15 protein-coding genes are annotated in these 16270 nt (G+C 72.8%); 4 read left to right on the top strand and 11 right to left on the bottom strand.

The genetic code is table 11. From position 1 onward, the window contains the following. Nucleotides 1–17: 17 nt before the first annotated feature. The 6 genes from AB0E05_RS04955 to AB0E05_RS04930 all read right to left on the bottom strand — a co-directional run bounded on the left by AB0E05_RS04955 (nucleotide 18) and on the right by AB0E05_RS04930 (nucleotide 6179). Nucleotides 18–818: an ABC transporter ATP-binding protein gene (locus AB0E05_RS04955; protein ID WP_361958864.1), complete on the bottom strand. Its 801-nt coding sequence runs from the start codon at nucleotides 816–818 to the stop codon at nucleotides 18–20. Further along, a complete protein-coding gene (locus AB0E05_RS04950; protein WP_361958861.1) occupies nucleotides 815–1678 on the bottom strand; it encodes an ABC transporter permease in 864 nt (287 codons plus the stop codon). The genes AB0E05_RS04955 and AB0E05_RS04950 overlap by 4 nt, the downstream gene beginning before the upstream one ends. Continuing rightward, nucleotides 1675–2640: an ABC transporter permease gene (locus AB0E05_RS04945; protein WP_361958858.1), complete on the bottom strand. Its 966-nt coding sequence runs from the start codon at nucleotides 2638–2640 to the stop codon at nucleotides 1675–1677. The genes AB0E05_RS04950 and AB0E05_RS04945 overlap by 4 nt, the downstream gene beginning before the upstream one ends. Further along, a complete protein-coding gene (locus AB0E05_RS04940; protein ID WP_361958855.1) occupies nucleotides 2640–4211 on the bottom strand; it encodes an ABC transporter substrate-binding protein in 1572 nt (523 codons plus the stop codon). The genes AB0E05_RS04945 and AB0E05_RS04940 overlap by 1 nt, the downstream gene beginning before the upstream one ends. Nucleotides 4212–4272: 61 nt before the next feature. After that, on the bottom strand, nucleotides 4273–5013 hold the full coding sequence (locus tag AB0E05_RS04935; protein WP_361958852.1) for a DUF1684 domain-containing protein: 741 nt from the start codon (nucleotides 5011–5013) through the stop codon (nucleotides 4273–4275). 230 nt (nucleotides 5014–5243) lie between these two features. Then, nucleotides 5244–6179 carry a LysR family transcriptional regulator gene (locus tag AB0E05_RS04930; RefSeq protein WP_361958849.1) on the bottom strand — a complete coding sequence of 312 codons (936 nt, stop codon included), beginning with the start codon at nucleotides 6177–6179 and terminating at the stop codon, nucleotides 5244–5246. 70 nt (nucleotides 6180–6249) lie between these two features. On the opposite strand from AB0E05_RS04930, the gene AB0E05_RS04925 reads away from it, so the two are divergent. Further along, nucleotides 6250–7443, top strand: a complete 1194-nt coding sequence (locus AB0E05_RS04925; protein WP_361958846.1) for a C4-dicarboxylate ABC transporter — start codon at nucleotides 6250–6252, stop codon at nucleotides 7441–7443. On the opposite strand, the gene AB0E05_RS04920 is transcribed toward AB0E05_RS04925, so the two are convergent. From AB0E05_RS04920 to AB0E05_RS04905, 4 genes are all read right to left on the bottom strand, one after another. Then, nucleotides 7370–8086 carry a helical backbone metal receptor gene (locus tag AB0E05_RS04920; RefSeq protein WP_361958843.1) on the bottom strand — a complete coding sequence of 239 codons (717 nt, stop codon included), beginning with the start codon at nucleotides 8084–8086 and terminating at the stop codon, nucleotides 7370–7372. The two genes, AB0E05_RS04925 and AB0E05_RS04920, sit on opposite strands and share 74 nt — an antisense overlap. Before the next feature lie 4 nt (nucleotides 8087–8090). Beyond that, nucleotides 8091–8675: an XRE family transcriptional regulator gene (locus AB0E05_RS04915; RefSeq protein ID WP_361958840.1), complete on the bottom strand. Its 585-nt coding sequence runs from the start codon at nucleotides 8673–8675 to the stop codon at nucleotides 8091–8093. Nucleotides 8676–8814: 139 nt separating this feature from the next. Continuing rightward, nucleotides 8815–10626, bottom strand: coding sequence for an ABC transporter permease/substrate binding protein (locus AB0E05_RS04910; protein ID WP_361958837.1), 1812 nt, complete (start codon nucleotides 10624–10626; stop codon nucleotides 8815–8817). Beyond that, nucleotides 10619–11776 (bottom strand): glycine betaine/L-proline ABC transporter ATP-binding protein, encoded by a 1158-nt coding sequence (locus tag AB0E05_RS04905; RefSeq protein ID WP_361958834.1) that lies wholly within the window; start codon nucleotides 11774–11776, stop codon nucleotides 10619–10621. The genes AB0E05_RS04910 and AB0E05_RS04905 overlap by 8 nt, the downstream gene beginning before the upstream one ends. A 281-nt stretch (nucleotides 11777–12057) precedes the next feature. Between AB0E05_RS04905 and AB0E05_RS04900 the strand changes: the two genes are divergently transcribed. Next, nucleotides 12058–12963: a 5'-3' exonuclease gene (locus tag AB0E05_RS04900; RefSeq protein WP_361959099.1), complete on the top strand. Its 906-nt coding sequence runs from the start codon at nucleotides 12058–12060 to the stop codon at nucleotides 12961–12963. A gap of 121 nt (nucleotides 12964–13084) precedes the next feature. Next, nucleotides 13085–13951: a siderophore-interacting protein gene (locus AB0E05_RS04895; RefSeq protein ID WP_361958831.1), complete on the top strand. Its 867-nt coding sequence runs from the start codon at nucleotides 13085–13087 to the stop codon at nucleotides 13949–13951. A 97-nt stretch (nucleotides 13952–14048) separates the two neighbouring features. Here the strand turns inward: AB0E05_RS04895 and AB0E05_RS04890 are convergent, their stop codons facing one another. After that, entirely contained in the window at nucleotides 14049–14720 is a 672-nt protein-coding gene (locus AB0E05_RS04890; RefSeq protein WP_361958828.1) for a MerR family transcriptional regulator, read from the bottom strand. A 176-nt stretch (nucleotides 14721–14896) separates the two neighbouring features. On the opposite strand from AB0E05_RS04890, the gene AB0E05_RS04885 reads away from it, so the two are divergent. Beyond that, on the top strand, nucleotides 14897–16270 hold the full coding sequence (locus AB0E05_RS04885; RefSeq protein ID WP_361958825.1) for a deoxyribodipyrimidine photo-lyase: 1374 nt from the start codon (nucleotides 14897–14899) through the stop codon (nucleotides 16268–16270).

The following is a 16270-nucleotide window of genomic DNA, read 5'->3' as shown; positions in this document are numbered from 1 at the left end:
GACGGGTGCGGTGGTCGTCACGGGGTCCTCCTTCGGTCCAGGGCGTCCTCCAACTGGCGTGCGCTGTCGACCAGCGCCGCGGTGTACGGGTCGCGGGGCGCGTGCACGATCTCGTCCGCGGTGCCCTCCTCGACGGCGCGGCCGTCCTTGAGGACCAGGATCCGCTCCACGGTCCGGGCCACCACCGCGAGGTCGTGGCTGACGAAGAGGAGGGCCATCTCCCGCTCCCGCACCAGTTCGTCGAGGAGGTCGAGCAGTTCGGACTGGACGGTGACGTCGAGCGCGGTGGTCGGTTCGTCGGCGATGAGCAGTCGGGGCTCGCAGGCCAGGGCCATGGCGAGGGCCACGCGTTGGCGCTGGCCGCCGGAGATCTCGTGGGGGAAGGCCCGGGCGAGGCGCTCGGGGTCGGGCAGGTGCACCTGGGTCAGGGCGTCGGTGACGGCCCGGCCGAGCGCGGCGCCCCTGAGGCCGCGGTGGCGGGCGAGGGGGCCGGCTATCTGGCGTCCGACGCGCATCAGGGGGTCGAGCGCCGTCAGGGGCTCCTGGAAGACGATCGCGGCCTGGCGGCCCCGTAGCGGCGTCAGGTGCTTCTCGGGGGCGCCCACGACCTGGGTGCCGGCCAGTTCGACGCTGCCGCTGGCGCTCATGCCGTCGGGCAGCAGCCCGAGCGCGGCGAGCGAGGTCAGGGACTTGCCCGAGCCGGACTCGCCGATGAGGCCGAGGCGTTCGCCGGCGCCGACGCTCAGGGAGAGGCGGTCCACCAGTGTGCGTCCGCCGGCGGTGCGGATGACCAGGTCGCGGATGGCGAGGATGCTCATGCGTGCCTTTCGCGGGTGGTCGGGTCGAGGGTGTCGCGCAGTCCGTCGGCGATCAGGTTGACCCCGATGACGAGGACGACCAGGAGGATGCCGGGGGCGAGGGCGGCGGCCGGGGCGGCGGTGAAGGTGGCCTGCGCCTCCAGCAGCATCCGGCCCCAGGACGCGTTGGGCGGCGGCGCGCCCAGGCCCAGGTAGGACAGGCCGGCCTCGGCGAGGACCGCGAGCCCGAACTGGAGGGCGAGGTTCACGGCGAGGGTGGGCCAGATGTTCGGCAGCACGTGTCCGGCGACGATCCGCGGCCAGGAGGTGCCGGAGGTGCGGGCGGCGGTGACGTAGTCCTGTGCGAGGACGCGTTTGACGAGGATCCGTACGAGCCTGGCCACCACCGCGCTCTGGGCGAGCCCGATCGCGAGGACCGCGGAGCCGAGGGTGCCGGAGCGGGCGGCGACGACGAGCATCGCGAGCAGCAGGGTGGGGAACGCGATGAGGATGTCGAGGAACGCGGAGAGCGTGTCGTCGAGCCAGCCCTGGGCGAACGCGGCCAGGGTGCCGAGCAGCACGCCGAGGGTGGCGGCGATCAGTACGGACCCCAGGCCCGCCTGGACGGCGATCTTGGCGCCGTTCATCACCTGGGTGAGCAGGTCCCGGCCGAGCTTGTCGGTGCCGAGGAGGTGGTCGGCGCCGGGCGCGGTGAGCCGGCCGCCGGAGGTGTCGTCGGTGGCGTACGGCAGCCAGAAGACGGACACGAGCGCGAGCAGGGCGATCGCGCCGGCCAGGACACAACCGGCGACGAGGGTGTACGAGCGGCGGTTCCAGCGCCGCTCGGCGGCGGGCGCGGCCGTGGCCTGGACGGTCGTCATTTGGGGCCTCCCGACAGTCCGGCGCGCAGCCGCGGGTCGACGATCCGCTGCACGAGGTCGGCGGCGAAGCCGATCAGCAGCACCGCGAGAGTGGAGACGAACAGCACGCCCTGGATGACGGGGTAGTCGTGCTGGCTGATGCCGGTGGTGAGCAGGGAGCCGAGCCCGGGGAGCGCGAACACGGACTCCACGACCACGGCGCCCAGCAGGGTGGAGGCGAGTTCGATGCCGAGGACGGAGATGACGGGGACGGAGGCGTTGCGCAGCCCGTGCCGCCACATCGCGCCGCCGAAGGACGACCCGAGGGCGCGGGCGGTGCGCAGGTAGTCGCTGCCGAGGACGTCGAGGGTGGCGGAGCGGACGTACCGGATCAGGGACGCGCTCATCACCAGGGCGATGGTGATCACCGGGAGGACCAGGGAGCGGGCCGCCTCGGTGGGCTCGGCCCAGCCGTCGGGCGGGAAGCCGCCGGCGGGGAACCAGCGCGCGTTGACCGCGAGCACCACGACCAGGATCATGCCGAGCCAGAACACCGGGATGGCGATGCCCAGTTGGGAGACCCAGTTGAGCAGGGCACCGTACCAGGTGTGCCGCTTGTGGGCGGCGACGAAGCCGGCGGGCACCGCGATGAGCACGGCGAGCACGAACGCGGCGAGGGTGAGCGGAACGGTCACCTTCAGCCGGGTCGTGACCTCGGGCCCCACCGGCAGCGAGCTGACGAAGGAGGTCCCGAGGTCCCCGCGGGCCAACTGGCCCACCCAGTGCACGAACTGCTCCGGCAGGGGTCGGTCGGAGCCGATCGCCTTGCGCGCGGCGGCGATCTGCTCGTCGGTGGCGCCGACGGAGGTGAGCGCGTTCGCCGGGTCGCCCGGGAGCATCCGCAGCAGCACGAAGAGCACGACGCTCGCCAGCGCCAGGGACACCAGCAGGAAGGCGAAGCGCCGCAGGACGTAGCGCGCCATCAGCCCTTCTTGATGTCGTAGGCGTAGAACTGCGAGTTCAGACCGTTGAGGGGGTAGCCGGAGAGCCGGTTGTTGGCGACCACGATCTGCGGATACAGGTAGAGCCAGTCGCTGGCCGCGTCCTCGGCGGTCTTGCGGTTGACCTTCTTCAGCAGTTCGGTCTGCTCGGCGGCGGTGGAGGACTGCTCGGCCTGCTCGACCCAGGCGGTGACCTGCGGGTCGTCGTAGCCCCAGTAGAAGTCCGGGTTGCCGTACCAGACCAGGTCGCGGTCGTTGACGTGCTCCTGGAGCGTGGCCTGGAAGTCCCGGTTCTTGTAGACCTTGGTGTACCACTCGTCCGACGTGATCGTGTTGATCTTGACGGTGATGCCGACCTTGGCGAGCTGGGAGGTGATGAAGGTGGCGGCCGTGGGGTGCGGGTCGTAGTTGGGGGTGTCGAGGGTGAGGCTGAAGCCCTTGGGATAACCGGCCTCGGCCAGCAGCTTCTTCGCCCGCTCGGGGTCGTGCGCGTCGATCGCGGTGAGGTCCTCGTACCACGGGTCGGTGGGCGGGACCATGGAGCCGATGAGCTTGCCGTGGCCGCCCCAGACGGACTCCAGCAGCTTCTTGTCGTCGATGGCGTAGGAGACCGCCTGGCGGACCCGGACGTCGTCGAAGGGCTTGGCGCGGTCGTTGAAGGCGAGCAGCAGCTTGGTGGTGGAGTTGCCCTCGTTGACCTTGTAGTTCTGGTTGTTCTTGAACTGGTCGAGGGCGTCCGGGGACTGCTCGCTGGTGACGACGTCGACGGCGTTGGTCAGCAGGGCGTTGTTGAGCGCGGTGGCGTCCTTGTAGTAGCGGAAGACGACCTTCTTGTTGGCGGCGGCGTCGCCCCAGTAGCGGTCGAAGCGGTCCAGGCTCAGGGCCGAGCCGCGGGACCACTTGTCGAGCCGGTAGGGGCCGGTGCCGTCCTCGCGCTGCTTGAGGTCCTTGGCGTCCGCGTTGACGATCCACACGTAGGTCAGGTTGTAGACGAACGAGATCGACTTCTTCGAGAGCGTGACCTGGACGGTGCGCGGGTCGGGGGTCGCGATCGCCTTGATCACGGAGAGGTTCTTCTTGCGCGCCGACTGGGAGTCGGGGGCGAGCACCCGCTCCAGGCTGTGCTTGACGTCCGCGCTGGTGAGCTGCTTGCCGCTGTGGAAGGTGACGCCGTCCTTGAGGGTGAAGGTGTACGTCAGGCCGTCCGGGCTGACCTGGTGGGACGTGGCGAGCAGCGGTTCGACCTTGCCGGCGTCGGTGAGCTTGAACAGCCCTTCGTAGACGTTGCCGTGGAGGGCTTCGGTGACGCCCTGGCCGCCGCCGCCCGTGTTGTCGAGGTTCTGCGGCTCGTAGAGGGAGCCGATGTTCACGGTGGCGTTGGGGTCGTGCTTGCCGCCGGCGGAGTCGGCGCCGTTCGAGCCGCCGCCGCAGGCGGTGAGGGTGAGGGCCAGGACGGCGGCGGAAGCGGTGGCGGTGAGGGTCGACGCCCGGAGCTTCCTGGTGCTCGGCTTCTGGGCGTTCGGCTTCGCGACGTTCAGCTTCTTGGTGCTCATGACAGAAGGGTGCGCTTTCGTGCTGCGGCTTTCGAGGGTGCCGGGAGGGAGCCGGGGAGGATCAGTGCTGTGCGGGGACGCCGCCGCGGAAGACGGGGCGCTGCTCACCTGCCGTGACGGGCAGGTGGAAGCGGTTCTGCCGCGGCGGCATCGGACAGTTGTACTGATCGGAGAATCCGCAGGGAGGCACGAAGGCCCGGTTGAAGTCGAGGCGCACGGTGCCCTCGCCGGTGCGGGTCACGAAGAGGAAGCGGCCGGCGCCGTACGTGCTGTCGCCGTTGGTCGGGTCTCCGAAGACCAGCAGCAGGACGCCGCCGTCGTCGAAGGCGCTCAGGGCGTAGTCCCGCCCGTCGACGGTCACGGAGATGTCCCCGGGCACGACGAGGTCGCGGGTGCCGCCGTTGTCCCGGATGTGCTCGAAGGCGAGCTTCCGGGCGCCGGGGACGGGGGTGTACGCGGCGTCCATCACCCACGCCGGGTCGTACGGGAAGACGTCGGTGCGCTCGAAGTCGCGGAGCGCGGGCGCGTTCGCGTCCCAGAAGCGCAGCCCGTGCTCCGGCTCGCCGGTCGCCAGGTCGGTGCGCTCCACGGTGGTGACCGTGACGCCCTCGGGCGCGGCGGCGCGGACCGCCGCGAGGTCGGGGCGCTCGCCGGCCGGCAGCCAACGCGTCTCCACCAGGGCCAGGTTCCCGGTCGCCGAGGTGACGGTCCGCCGGCGCTCGGCACACCACGCCTCCCACTCCCCCACGGGGTCGGGGTTCGGGTGCGCGGGTACGGCTGGGTGGGACACGGCGACACTCATTCACATAGACGGTTCGACGGGACGTTCAACGACCTTCACGCCCAAACGGCACGAGGCGTGAAGTTCAACCCAAAGCCTGATCTTTATCTGCCATAAGTCGAACTAATGTCAAGTGATGACAGATGGCGAGACGGGGTACGGAAGGGACGGCGGGGCGACGCCCGTGCCGACCGGGGCACCACCCCGGGGCCGCTGTCCGCTCAACACCCCTTGACCTGGGGCTACTTGTGTCAGGACGTTCGACGGGCGGCAGCGGCGAGGGCGAGCAGGTCACGGCCGGCGCCCACCGGCTTCTGAGACCGTCGCCACACCGCGCGCAGCACCCGCTCCAGCGCCACGTCCGCCACGGGGACCGCCACCAGCCGGCGGGAGCCCAGCTCCTCCGTCACCGCCAGCTCGCTCAGGACGGCGGGGCCGGCACCGCTGACCGCCGACGCCTTCACCGCGGTGGTGGACGCCAGTTCCAGCAGCGGGGAGGACAGCCCGCCGTACCGGGCGAGCGCGGAGTCCAGGACCTGACGGGTGCCGGAGCCCTCCTCGCGCAGCACCAGCGGGGTGCCCGCCAGTTCGGTCGCGGGCACGGGGGTGCGCCGCCGAGTCCACGGATGGTCGGGCGCGACGACGACCACGAGCCGGTCGCGGGCGATGGAGGTGCCGTCCAGCCCGCCGGGGACCCGCAGCCCCTCCACGAAGCCGAGGTCGGCCTCGCCCGCCAGCAACCGCTCGGCGACCGCGGCCGAGTTGCCGGCGAAGAGCGAGACGGCCATCTCGGGTCGTCGGGCGCGCAGGGCGACCAGCCAGCTCGGGAGCAGGTACTCGGCGATCGTCATGGACGCGGCGATCCGCAGCCGGGAGTCCCGGTGCGTGCGCAGGGCCTGCGCGCCCGCGTCGAACGCCTCCGCGGCCTCCACGATCCGCCGTGCCCAGTCCGTGACGAGGACGCCGGCGGGGGTGAGCCGGGAGCCGCGCGGGGAGCGGTCCACCAGGGCCACCCCGAGCTGTCGCTCCATCGAGCGCAGCCGGCCGCTCGCGGCGGGCTGGCTGATGCCGAGTTCCCGGGCGGCCCGACCCAGGCTGCCGTGGCGGGCGACCGCAAGCAGCAGCTCCAGGGCGCCGAGGTCCGGCACCCGGTGTGCGAGCGGCGCCCGCTGCTCCCCGTCACTCATCAGTCCAGCTTATGAGGTCATAGGGGGAACGGCCCTGGTGGGGGCGGTGCGCCGGGGCGACAGTGGGGGCATGGCCACCGCCGTGCCCCCGTCCCCCGCCCCTGCCGCTCCCCTCGCCGCCCGCATCCCGGTGCAGACGGCGCCGGCCGGGCCCGATCCCGTACGGTCCCCGGCGCGGCTGCCGGCGCTGCGGCACGTCGGGCCGCAGTGGTACGCCGCCGTCATGGGCACCGCGATCGTGGCGAGCGCCGGGGCCGCGCTGCCGCTGCCCGCCGCCGCCCGCCCCGCCCTCGTCGTCGTGTGGACGGCGTCCGCCCTGCTCCTGCTGACCGTGGCGAGCGCCCGTGCCGGGCACTGGCTGCACCATCGCGACCAGGCCCGGGCGCATCTGCTCGACCCGGCCGTCGCCCCCTTCTACGGCTGTGCCGCGATGGCGCCGCTGGCGGTGGCCGCGGGCACGCTGTCGGTGGGCCGCGACGTCCTCGGCTCCGCCGCCGTCCCCGTCGCCGCCGCGCTGTTCGCGGTCGGCTGCGCGCTCGCGGTGACGGTCGCCGTCGCCGTGCCGTACCTGCTGGTCGTACGCCACCGTCCGGCGCCGGGGACCGCGGCGCCCGGGTGGCTGTTGCCGCTGGTCGCACCGATGGTGGCCGCCGCCGTCGGGCCGCTGCTGGCGCTGCACCTGGCCGACGGCGAGGGGCGGCGGACGCTGCTGGCGGCGAGCCTGGCCCTGTTCGGGCTGAGTCTGTTGGCCACGCTGGTCATGGTGCCGCTGGTCTTCGCCCGGCTGGTGCACCACGGCCCGCTGCCGCTCGCGCTCACCCCGTCCCTGTTCCTGGTGCTGGGGCCGCTGGGGCAGTCCACGACGGCCGCCGGCCATCTGGCGGACGCGGCGCCGGCGGGTCTGCCGTACGCGGACGCGGTGGCGGTCCTCTACGGCGTCCCGGTGCTGGGGTTCGCCCTGATGTGGCTGGCGCTGGCGGGCGCGATGGTGGTCCGGGCCGCCCGGCGCGGACTGCCGTTCACCCTGTCGTGGTGGGCCTTCACCTTCCCGGTCGGCACCTGCGTGACGGGGGCCGCGGGCCTGGCGCACCGCACGGACCTGAGCGCCTTCGCGGCGGTGGCGGCGGTGCTGTACGCCCTGCTGGTGACGGCGTGGGCGGTGACCGGGCTGCGTACCGCACGCGGGCTGCTCAGCGGAGCGCTGCTGCGAGCGCCGCGCCCAGCACCCGGGGCGCCGTCACCAGCGACGGCCCGTACCACGTGAGGTGTCGGCCGCTGACGAGCGCGGCGGGCAGGCCACCGAACGCCTCCGGTCCGTCGGTCGCGGTGAAGCGGTACGGCTCGTCGGGCAGGACCACCAGGTCGGCGCCGCAGCCGCGCAGTTCCTCCAGGGGCACCCGGGGGTAGCGCTCGGCGTGGTCCGCGTACGCGTTCCGCACGCCGAGCAGTGCCAGTACGTCACCGGCGAAGGTGTCCCGACCGAGCACCATCCAGGGCCGCCGCCACACCGGCACCACCGCACTCGCACCGCCCGCGGGCGGCAGGTCGGCCCACGCCTGCTCGGCCTCGTCCAGCCAGCGGGGGCGGGTGAGACCACACCCCGTCACCAGGACCCGGTGCAGCTCCGCGAACGCCTGCGGCACCCCGCGCACCTCGGTGACCAGGACCTCCACGCCCGCGGCGCGCAGCCGTTCCAGGTCGGCCGGCTGGTTCTCCTCCTCGTTGGCGACCACCAGGTCCGGACGCAGCCGGAGCACGGCGGCGGTGTCGGGGTTCTTGGTGCCCCCGATCCGCGCCACGTCGAGGTCGGCGGGGTGGGAACACCAGTCCGTGGCGCCGACGAGCAGCCCGGGCCCGGAGGCCGCGACCGCCTCGGTCAGCGAGGGCACGAGGGAGACCACCCGCACGGGCTCAGACCTCCGGGGGCGTCTCGATGTGCTCCGCGACCGTGACGACCAGGACGCGGGTCTCCTCGCCGGTGGCCCGCCACCGGTGCCGTACGCCACCGGAGAGGAACAGGGTGTCACCGCGGCCGAGGTGGTACGCCTGGCCTTCGGCCTCCACCTCCACGGAGCCGTCGGCGACGTACATCAACTCGTCGTTGCGGTGCTGGAACTCGCCCTCGGTGTCGTGCTCGCCGTGGAACTCCAGTGCTTCCAGCTGGTGCCGGCCGCGCACCAGGCGGCGGGCGTGCGGCACAGCCGCCGCGTCGGCCGGCTCGGCGCGCACCACCGCGACCGTACGGGCCGCGTCGGAGGCGGCGATCAGCTTGCCCGCGGTGGTCTCCAGCGCTTCGGCGACCCGCTGGAGCGAGCGCCGGCTGGGGCGTGCCCGGTCGTTCTCGATCTGGCTGAGGAAGGGCACGGACAGACCGGAGCGCTCGGCGACCGCGGCCAGCGTGAGGTCGAGGGTCCGGCGCCGCCGGCGCACGGCCGCGCCCACCCGAAGACGCTCGGTCTCCTTCGGGTCCTTGCCGTCCTTGGCGTCAGCGTCCATCCGCCGGGCTCCCCTTCCTGCGTTCTGTACAACCTTACGCAGCTTCGGGCCCGGCCACCTCTGCGATGGGCGCCAAAGGCGGCCGGGACGGCCCCGCCACTGGCGGGAACCGTCCCGTTCCGCTGGGTGATCGCGCCCGTCAGCGGGGCACCGGCACCGTCTTGTCCACGAAGTCCGGGTTCTCCTTGAGCCAGTTCCGGACGGCCTCCTGCTCCTTGCCCTTGCCGGTCTCCTGGATCTCCGCCTCCAGGTCGGTGAGCTGCTTCTCGGTCATCTTGAAGTCCTTCAGCCACTTCCCGACCTCGGGGTGGTCCTTCGTGAGGCCCTTGCGCGCCAGGGTGTGCACCCCGTCGCCCGCGCCCCAGGTGCCCTTGGGGTCGTCGAGCTTTTTGAGGTCGTAGTTGCTGTAGGCCCAGTGCGGCGACCAGAGGGTGACCACGACGGGCTCCTTCTTGGCGATCGCCCGCTTCAGCTCGGCGAGCATGCCGGGCGTGGAGCCGTCGACGACCTCGTACTCGCCCTGAAGGCCGTACTCCTTGAGCACCTTGTCCTTGAGCAGGCCCATCATGCCCGCGCTGGGCTCGATGCCGATGATGCGGCCCTTGAACTTCCCGGACTGGCCCTTGAGGTCGTCCAGGGAGTCGATGCCCTCGACGTACGAGGGGACCGTCAGCTCCAGCGAGGTGGGGCCGTACCAGGAGCCCATGTCCTCCAGCTTGTCGCCGTACTTCTTCCAGTACGAGGCGTGGGTCACCGGCAGCCAGGAGTCGGTCTGGAAGTCGATCTGACCGTTCGCGAGCCCGGTGTAGAGCGCGCCGGTCTCCAATTGCTTGGCGTCGACCTCGTAACCGCGCTGCTCCAGCATCTCCTTCCACAGGAAGGTGGAGGCGATGGCCTCGTCCCAGGGGATGTAGCCCATGGTGAGCTTCTCGCCCTTGCCGACGTCGGTGGCGCCGCCGCGGCCGGACGCGGTGGCCGAGTCGGAGCTGCCGAAGATCGACATGCCGCCGGCGACCAGCGCGAGGACGACGACGCCGACCACGGCGACGGACGCCTGCGGGCGGTGCTGCCACAGCTTCGGGCCGCCGGCCAGCGCCTTCGCCTTGGCCAGGGCGCGCCGACCGAGCGGCGAGACCTGACGGCCCAGCTCGCCGGTCATCCGGTCCAGGTACATGGCGAGGATGACGATGGAGATGCCGGCCTCGAAGCCGAGGCCGATGTCCACGTTGCCGATGGCGCTGTAGACCGCGCCGCCGAGCCCGCCGCCGCCGACCATGCCGGCGATGACGACCATGGACAGCCCCAGCATGATCACCTGGTTGACGCCGGCCATGATGGTGGGCAGCGCCAGCGGGAGCTGGACGCGGACCAGGGTGTCGCGGGGCGGGGTGCCGAACGCCTCGGCGGCCTCCACCAGCTCCTTGTCCACCTGGCGGATGCCGAGTTCGGTCATCCGCACGCCGGGCGGCAGGGAGAAGACGATGGTGGCGATGATGCCGGGGACGACGCCGACGCCGAAGAAGATGATGCCGGGGATCAGATAGACCATGGCGGGCATGGTCTGCATGAAGTCCAGCACCGGCCTGGTCACCGCGCTCACGGCGCTGGAGCGGGACGCCCAGATGCCCAGCGGCACGGCGATGGCCAGGGTCACCACGGTGGCGACGAGCACCAGGGAGAGCGTCGACATCGCTTCGTCCCACAGCTCGATCGAGTCGATGAGCGCGAAGCCGACGAAGGCGAGGCCGCCGGCGAGCAGCCCGCGCAGCCACCAGGCGGCGACCGCGAGGATCCCCGCGAAGAGCAGGGGGTGGGGCGCGGAGAGCGCGGCGTCGATGCCGTCGTACATCCCGGTGACGACGGCGCTGATCGCGTCGAAGAGCCAGGTCAGATTGGACTGGAGCCAGTCGACGGAGCTGTCGACCCACTCGCCGAGGGGCAGCCTAGGCACCGGCCACCGCCTCGGCAGCGTCCTTGCGGGGAGCCTGGGAAGCAGCAGCGACCGAGTCCGCCGCGGCTGCTCCGTCGCTGGGCTTCATGGGCTCGCCGAGCACGGCCAGCAGCCGGGCCCGCGGCACCACCCCGATCAGCTCGCCCCGCTCGCAGGTGACCGCGACGGCCACCCCGCTGGTCGAGCAGGGCGTGAACAGCTCCGCGATCGGGGTGTCCGCCTTGACGACCGCGGGGGCCGCGGCGATGACGTCCGCCGGGGTCCGCAGCTCCTTGCCGCCGTCGCCGGCGCTCGGGTAGGCCGACTCCGGGTCCGCCATGATCGCGCCCGCGGTCAGCACCCGGGTGCGGTCCACGTCCTGGGTGAAGGAGGCCACGTAGTCGTTGGCCGGGGTGACGAGGATGTCCTCGGCGGTGCCGAGCTGGACGATCCGGCCGTCCCGCATCACCGCGATCCGATCGCCGAGGCGCATGGCCTCGTTGAGGTCGTGGGTGATGAAGACGATCGTCTTCTTCAGCGTCTTCTGGAGCTCCAGGAGCTGGTCCTGCATGTCCCGGCGGATCAGCGGGTCGAGCGCGCTGAAGGACTCGTCCATCAGCAGCAGGTCTGCGTCGGTGGCGAGTGCGCGGGCCAGGCCCACGCGCTGCTGCATGCCGCCGGACAGCTCGTCGGGCCAGGACTGCTCCCAGCCCGCGAGGCCGGCGAGGGCCAGCGCCTCGGTGGCGCGCTGCTCCCGCTCGGCCCGCGGCACGCCCTGGACCTCCAGGCCGTACGCGGCGTTGTCGAGCACGCTGCGATGGGGGAACAGCGCGAAGTGCTGGAAGACCATGCTGATCTTGCGCGAGCGCACCGCCCGCAACTCGCGGGGGCTGAGGGCGGTCAGGTCCTGACCGTCGAAGAGGACGCGTCCGGCAGTGGGTTCCAGCAGTCCGTTGAGCATGCGCAACAGCGTGGACTTACCGGACCCAGACAAGCCCATCACGACGAAGATCTGCCCGGGATCGACGGTGAACGAGGCGTCGATCACCGCCGCCGTCGTGCCGTCGGCGCGCAGCTCGTCGCGGTCGACGCCGCTTTCGAGTCGCCGGACCGCCTCGTCGGGTCGTCTGCCGAACACCTTGTACAGATGCTCCGCCTGGAGCCTGGACACATACACCTCGCGGGTTGAAACGGAACGGCCCGCCGCCCCCATAGCCGGCGTGCCGTGGAGCGCAGCGGTTTCTGCCCGCTCCCGGCACTTCGTACGGATGTCTCCGCAGGCACACCGGGATCGGCTCCGGCGGCGCGCCTGCCCCCGGCTTGTAGCGCCAAACGCAACAGTGACCCACGTCACGCAACAACGGCCGGTGAACCGCTACGGACCGGGCCCCCGCGGGCTGCCGGGCGCTGTCGGTGCCGTGCGGCACAATCCGGGGTGTGACGCGACGCCTGATGCTCCTCGACACCGCCTCCCTGTACTTCCGCGCCTACTTCGGCGTCCCCGACTCGGTCCGCGCCCCCGACGGCACCCCGGTGAACGCCGTGCGCGGGCTGCTCGACTTCATCGCCCGCCTGGTCCAGGACCACCGGCCGGACGACCTGGTCGCCTGCTGGGACGACGACTGGCGCCCGCACTGGCGGGTCGAGCTGATCCCCTCGTACAAGGCGCACCGCGTCGCCGAGGAGAGCGAGCAGGGGCCGGACGAGGAGGAGACCCCGGACACCCTGTCGCCGCAGGTCCCGGTGATCGTGGACGTGCTGGCGGCGCTCGGCATCGCCCGCGTCGGCGCCGCGGGGTACGAGGCGGACGACGTGATCGGCACGCTCACCGCGCGGGCGAGCGGCCCGGTCGACATCGTCACGGGCGACCGGGACCTGTTCCAGTTGGTCGACGACGCCCGGCAGCGGCGGGTGCTGTACCCCCTCAAGGGCGTCGGCACGCTCCAGACGACGGACGAGGCGTGGCTGCGCGAGAAGTACGGCGTGGACGGCCCGGGGTACGCGGACCTGGCGCTGCTGCGCGGCGACCCGAGCGACGGCCTGCCGGGCGTGCCGGGCATCGGCGAGAAGACCGCGGCGAAGCTGCTGGCGACCTTCGGCGACCTGGCCGGGATCATGGCCGCGGTGGACGACCCGGCGGCGAAGCTGACCACGGCGCAGCGCCGCCGCCTGTACGAGGCCAGGGAGTACGTGGCGGTCGCGCCGAAGGTGGTCCGGGTCGCGGCGGACGTGCCGCTGCCGGCGTTCGACGCGGCGCTGCCGACCGGGCCGCGGGACCCGGCCGCGCTGGAGGAGCTGTCGGCGCGTTGGGGGCTCGGGGGGTCGCTCCAGCGACTGCTCGCCGTGCTCCCCCGCTGACCTGCCGCACCTCCCGCACCACGGCCCACCGCCCCAACCGGTGGGCCTGGAGCTGACGCTGCCCGGTCGAGGTGTTAGCTTAGGCAAGCCTAAGTAATTATCCGAGCCCTGGGAGAGCGCCGTGGCAGAGCGACCGGTCCGTACGTCACCGACGTGCCATGAAGCCCACGTGGTCCGCACCGAACGGCTCACTCCGCACATGACGCGGGTCGTCCTCGGCGGCCCGGGGCTCGCCGGGTTCCGTCTCGACGGCTACACCGACCACTACGTGAAGCTGGTCTTCCCCCAGCCCGGGGTGGAGTACCCGCAGCCGTTCGACCTGGACCGCATCCGGGCCGAACTCCCGCGCGCCGAGTGGCCGGCGAACCGCACGTACACCGTGCGGACCTGGGACGCCGAGGCCCTGGAGATGGTGATCGACTTCGTCGTCCACGGCGACGAGGGGCTGGCCGGTCCGTGGGCGCAGCGCGCCCGGGTCGGCGACCCGATGTGGATCCTCGGCCCCGGCGGCGGGTACGCCCCGGAGCCGGCCGCCGACTGGCACCTCCTGGTGGGCGACGAGAGCGCGCTGCCGGCGATCGCCGCGTCCTTGGAGCGGATGCCGGACGACGCCGTGGTGCACGCCTTCGTCGAGATCGAGCAGGCGGCCGACGAGATGGAGCTGGACCTGCCGAAGGGCGTGGCGGTGCAGTGGCTGCACCGCGCCGGCCGCCCCGTCGGCGCGGCGCTGGTGACGGCCGTACGGGAACTGGAGTTCCCCGCGGGCCGGGTGTCCGCGTTCGTGCACGGCGAGGCCGCCTGCGTGAAGGAGCTGCGGCGCCATCTGCGGCTGGAGCGCGAGGTGCCGCGCGAGCAGCTGCACATCTCCGGCTACTGGCGCCAGGGGCAGTCGGACGAGGCGTGGCGCGCGGTGAAGCGCGCGTGGAACGAGCAGGTGGAGCGCGAGCAGGAGACCGCGGCGCAGGCTCCGCAGGAGCGCGCCGCCTGAGCTCCCGCCTCGCGAGCCGTACGGTTTCCGACCGGCCCCGCCCCTCGTCAGGGGCGGGGCCGTCGCCGTTGGTGCCACGACTCCGCGTGCGGTGGTGTTACGGCACGTCGTCGCCGTCCCGCGCGGGGGCCACCGCACTGCGCTCCCCGTACCGCCGGGCCGACTGGTCCGTCTGCGCCATCTGCCGCAGCGCGCCCAGGACCGCGTCCCCGAGCACGGTCCCCACCACCACGCCCTGCACCAGGACGTCGCGGCTCGTGCCGCCGGCGACGTACTCCAGGTCGGCCCGCGCCACCTGCTCCGCGGCGTCCGCGTACACCTCCAGCATCTGCCGGAAGTCGCCGTGGCCCAGGCGTTCCATCGAGGCCAGGGCGCCGGCGAGCAGTTCGGCGCCCGGCCCGTCGTGCGCCACCCGCCAGCCGCGCCGGCGGATCAGCTCGTCGACCTGACGCACCGCCTTCTCCCGGGCGGCGTCCTCCTCTTGTTGGGCGGGACGCGCCACCAGCAGGTCGGAGGCGACCCCGAGGACGTGGTGCACCGGCTCGGCCGGGTCGTCGACGGCGTCGAGGATCGCGGCGATCGCGGCGATCTTCAGCCCGCCCACGTCCAGGAGGGCGCGGATCAGCCGTAGTCTGCGCAGGTGTGCGTCGCCGTACGCGGCCTGGTTGGGGCTGGTCAGCTCGCCGGCTGGCAACAGCCCTTCCCGCAGGTAGTACTTGATCGTCGGCACCGGCACCCCGGTGCGCCGGCTCAACTCACCGATCCGCACGGCCGCCCACCACCTTCTCCACCTCGCTGACGAACCCATCATAGATAGCTCCGCTACCTACCGGGGTTGCGGCCACGGCCGGCGGAAATCCACCGATCGACCGGGCCGACCTGATACGTCTGAGGGCCACCCCCAGCCCAGGCCCGCGATCCCTCCTCCTCCCCGGAAGGACGGCGATGACCGTCTCCGTCATGCTCTTCACCTCCGATCTGCGCGTGCACGACCAGCCGGCGCTGTCCGCCGCCGTCCGGGAGGCCGACGCGGTGGTGCCGCTCTTCGTGATCGACCCGGGGGTGCACGCGGCCGGCTTCGACGTCCCCAACCGCCGTGCCTTCCTCGCCGATTGCCTCACCTCGCTCGCCGAGCAGCTGCGCGAGCGCGGCGGACGGCTGGTGGTGCGCACCGGCGACGTGGTCGAGCAGGTCTGCCGGGTCGTCACCGCGACGGGCGCGGACGCGGTCCACCTCGCCGCGGGCGTCAGCACCTACGCCGGGCGCCGCGAAGACCGGCTGCGCGCCGCCCTCGCACCGCTGGGATGCGCCCTGCACGTCCACGACGGGGTGGTGACGGTGCTGCCCCCGGGCCGGGTCACCCCCGCCGCCCGCGACCACTACGCCGTCTTCACCCCGTACTTCCGCCGCTGGGCCGCGACCGGGCACCGCGAGGTGCTGGGGGCGCCCCGGAGCGTACGGGTGCCGGCGGAGGCGTCCGGCGATCCGCTGCCCCGGCGTGCCGCGGTGGCCGGGGTCTCCCCCGGGCTCGCGCCGGGCGGGGAGCACGAGGGGCGCCGGCAGGTGCGGCGCTGGCTGGAGCGGGCCGACTCCGGCATCGAGGCGTACGAGCGGCGCCACGACGACCTCGCGGGCGACGCCACCTCGCGGCTCTCCCCGCATCTCCACTTCGGCGCCCTCTCGGCGACCGAACTGGTCGAGCGCGCACGTGCCGAGGGCGGTCCGGGAGCCGAGGCGTTCGTCCGGCAGTTGGCCTGGCGGGACTTCCACCACCAGGTCCTCGCGGCCCGTCCGCGCTCGGCCCGCGTCGACTACCGCGACCGCGGCGACCGTTGGCGCACCGCGGAGGAGGAGGTCGCCGCCTGGAAGGAGGGGCGCACCGGCTGCCCCGTGGTCGACGCCGGGATGCGCCAACTCCGCCACGAGGGCTGGATGCACAACCGCGCCCGGCTGCTGACGGCGAGCTATCTCGCCAAGACGCTGTACGTGGACTGGCGCGTCGGGGCCGCCCACTTCCTCGATCTGCTCGTCGACGGGGACGTGGCCAACAACCAGCTCAACTGGCAGTGGGTGGCGGGCACGGGCACGGACACCCGGCCCAACCGGATCCTCAACCCCGTCGCACAGGCGCGCCGGTTCGACCCCGACGGCTCCTACGTCCACCGGTGGGTGCCCGAACTCGCCGCGCTGCCGGCCCCGCGCGTCCACGACCCCGCGTCCTGGAGCAAGGAAGAGCGGGACCGCGTCGACTACCCGGCCCCGCTCGTCGACCTCGCCGAGGCCAGGGCCCGCTTCGAGACCGCCCGCGAACTGCGCTGA

Source organism: Streptomyces sp. NPDC048057 (assembly GCF_040653095.1).
Classification (GTDB): Bacteria; Actinomycetota; Actinomycetes; order Streptomycetales; family Streptomycetaceae; genus Streptomyces.
Note: the sequence above shows the minus strand (reverse complement) of the source record. Positions and strands in the feature narration are given on the sequence as shown.

What these genes read in the sequence shown, in the direction of transcription:
- AB0E05_RS04955 (WP_361958864.1), bottom strand. Translation starts at nt 818, where the DNA reads ATGAGCATCCTCGCCATCCGCGACCTGGTCATCCGCACCGCCGGCGGA.
- AB0E05_RS04950 (WP_361958861.1), bottom strand. Translation starts at nt 1,678, where the DNA reads ATGACGACCGTCCAGGCCACGGCCGCGCCCGCCGCCGAGCGGCGCTGG.
- AB0E05_RS04945 (WP_361958858.1), bottom strand. Translation starts at nt 2,640, where the DNA reads ATGGCGCGCTACGTCCTGCGGCGCTTCGCCTTCCTGCTGGTGTCCCTG.
- AB0E05_RS04940 (WP_361958855.1), bottom strand. Translation starts at nt 4,211, where the DNA reads ATGAGCACCAAGAAGCTGAACGTCGCGAAGCCGAACGCCCAGAAGCCG.
- AB0E05_RS04935 (WP_361958852.1), bottom strand. Translation starts at nt 5,013, where the DNA reads ATGAGTGTCGCCGTGTCCCACCCAGCCGTACCCGCGCACCCGAACCCC.
- AB0E05_RS04930 (WP_361958849.1), bottom strand. Translation starts at nt 6,179, where the DNA reads ATGAGTGACGGGGAGCAGCGGGCGCCGCTCGCACACCGGGTGCCGGAC.
- AB0E05_RS04925 (WP_361958846.1), top strand. Translation starts at nt 6,250, where the DNA reads ATGGCCACCGCCGTGCCCCCGTCCCCCGCCCCTGCCGCTCCCCTCGCC.
- AB0E05_RS04915 (WP_361958840.1), bottom strand. Translation starts at nt 8,675, where the DNA reads ATGGACGCTGACGCCAAGGACGGCAAGGACCCGAAGGAGACCGAGCGT.
- AB0E05_RS04900 (WP_361959099.1), top strand. Translation starts at nt 12,058, where the DNA reads ATGCTCCTCGACACCGCCTCCCTGTACTTCCGCGCCTACTTCGGCGTC.
- AB0E05_RS04885 (WP_361958825.1), top strand. Translation starts at nt 14,897, where the DNA reads ATGACCGTCTCCGTCATGCTCTTCACCTCCGATCTGCGCGTGCACGAC.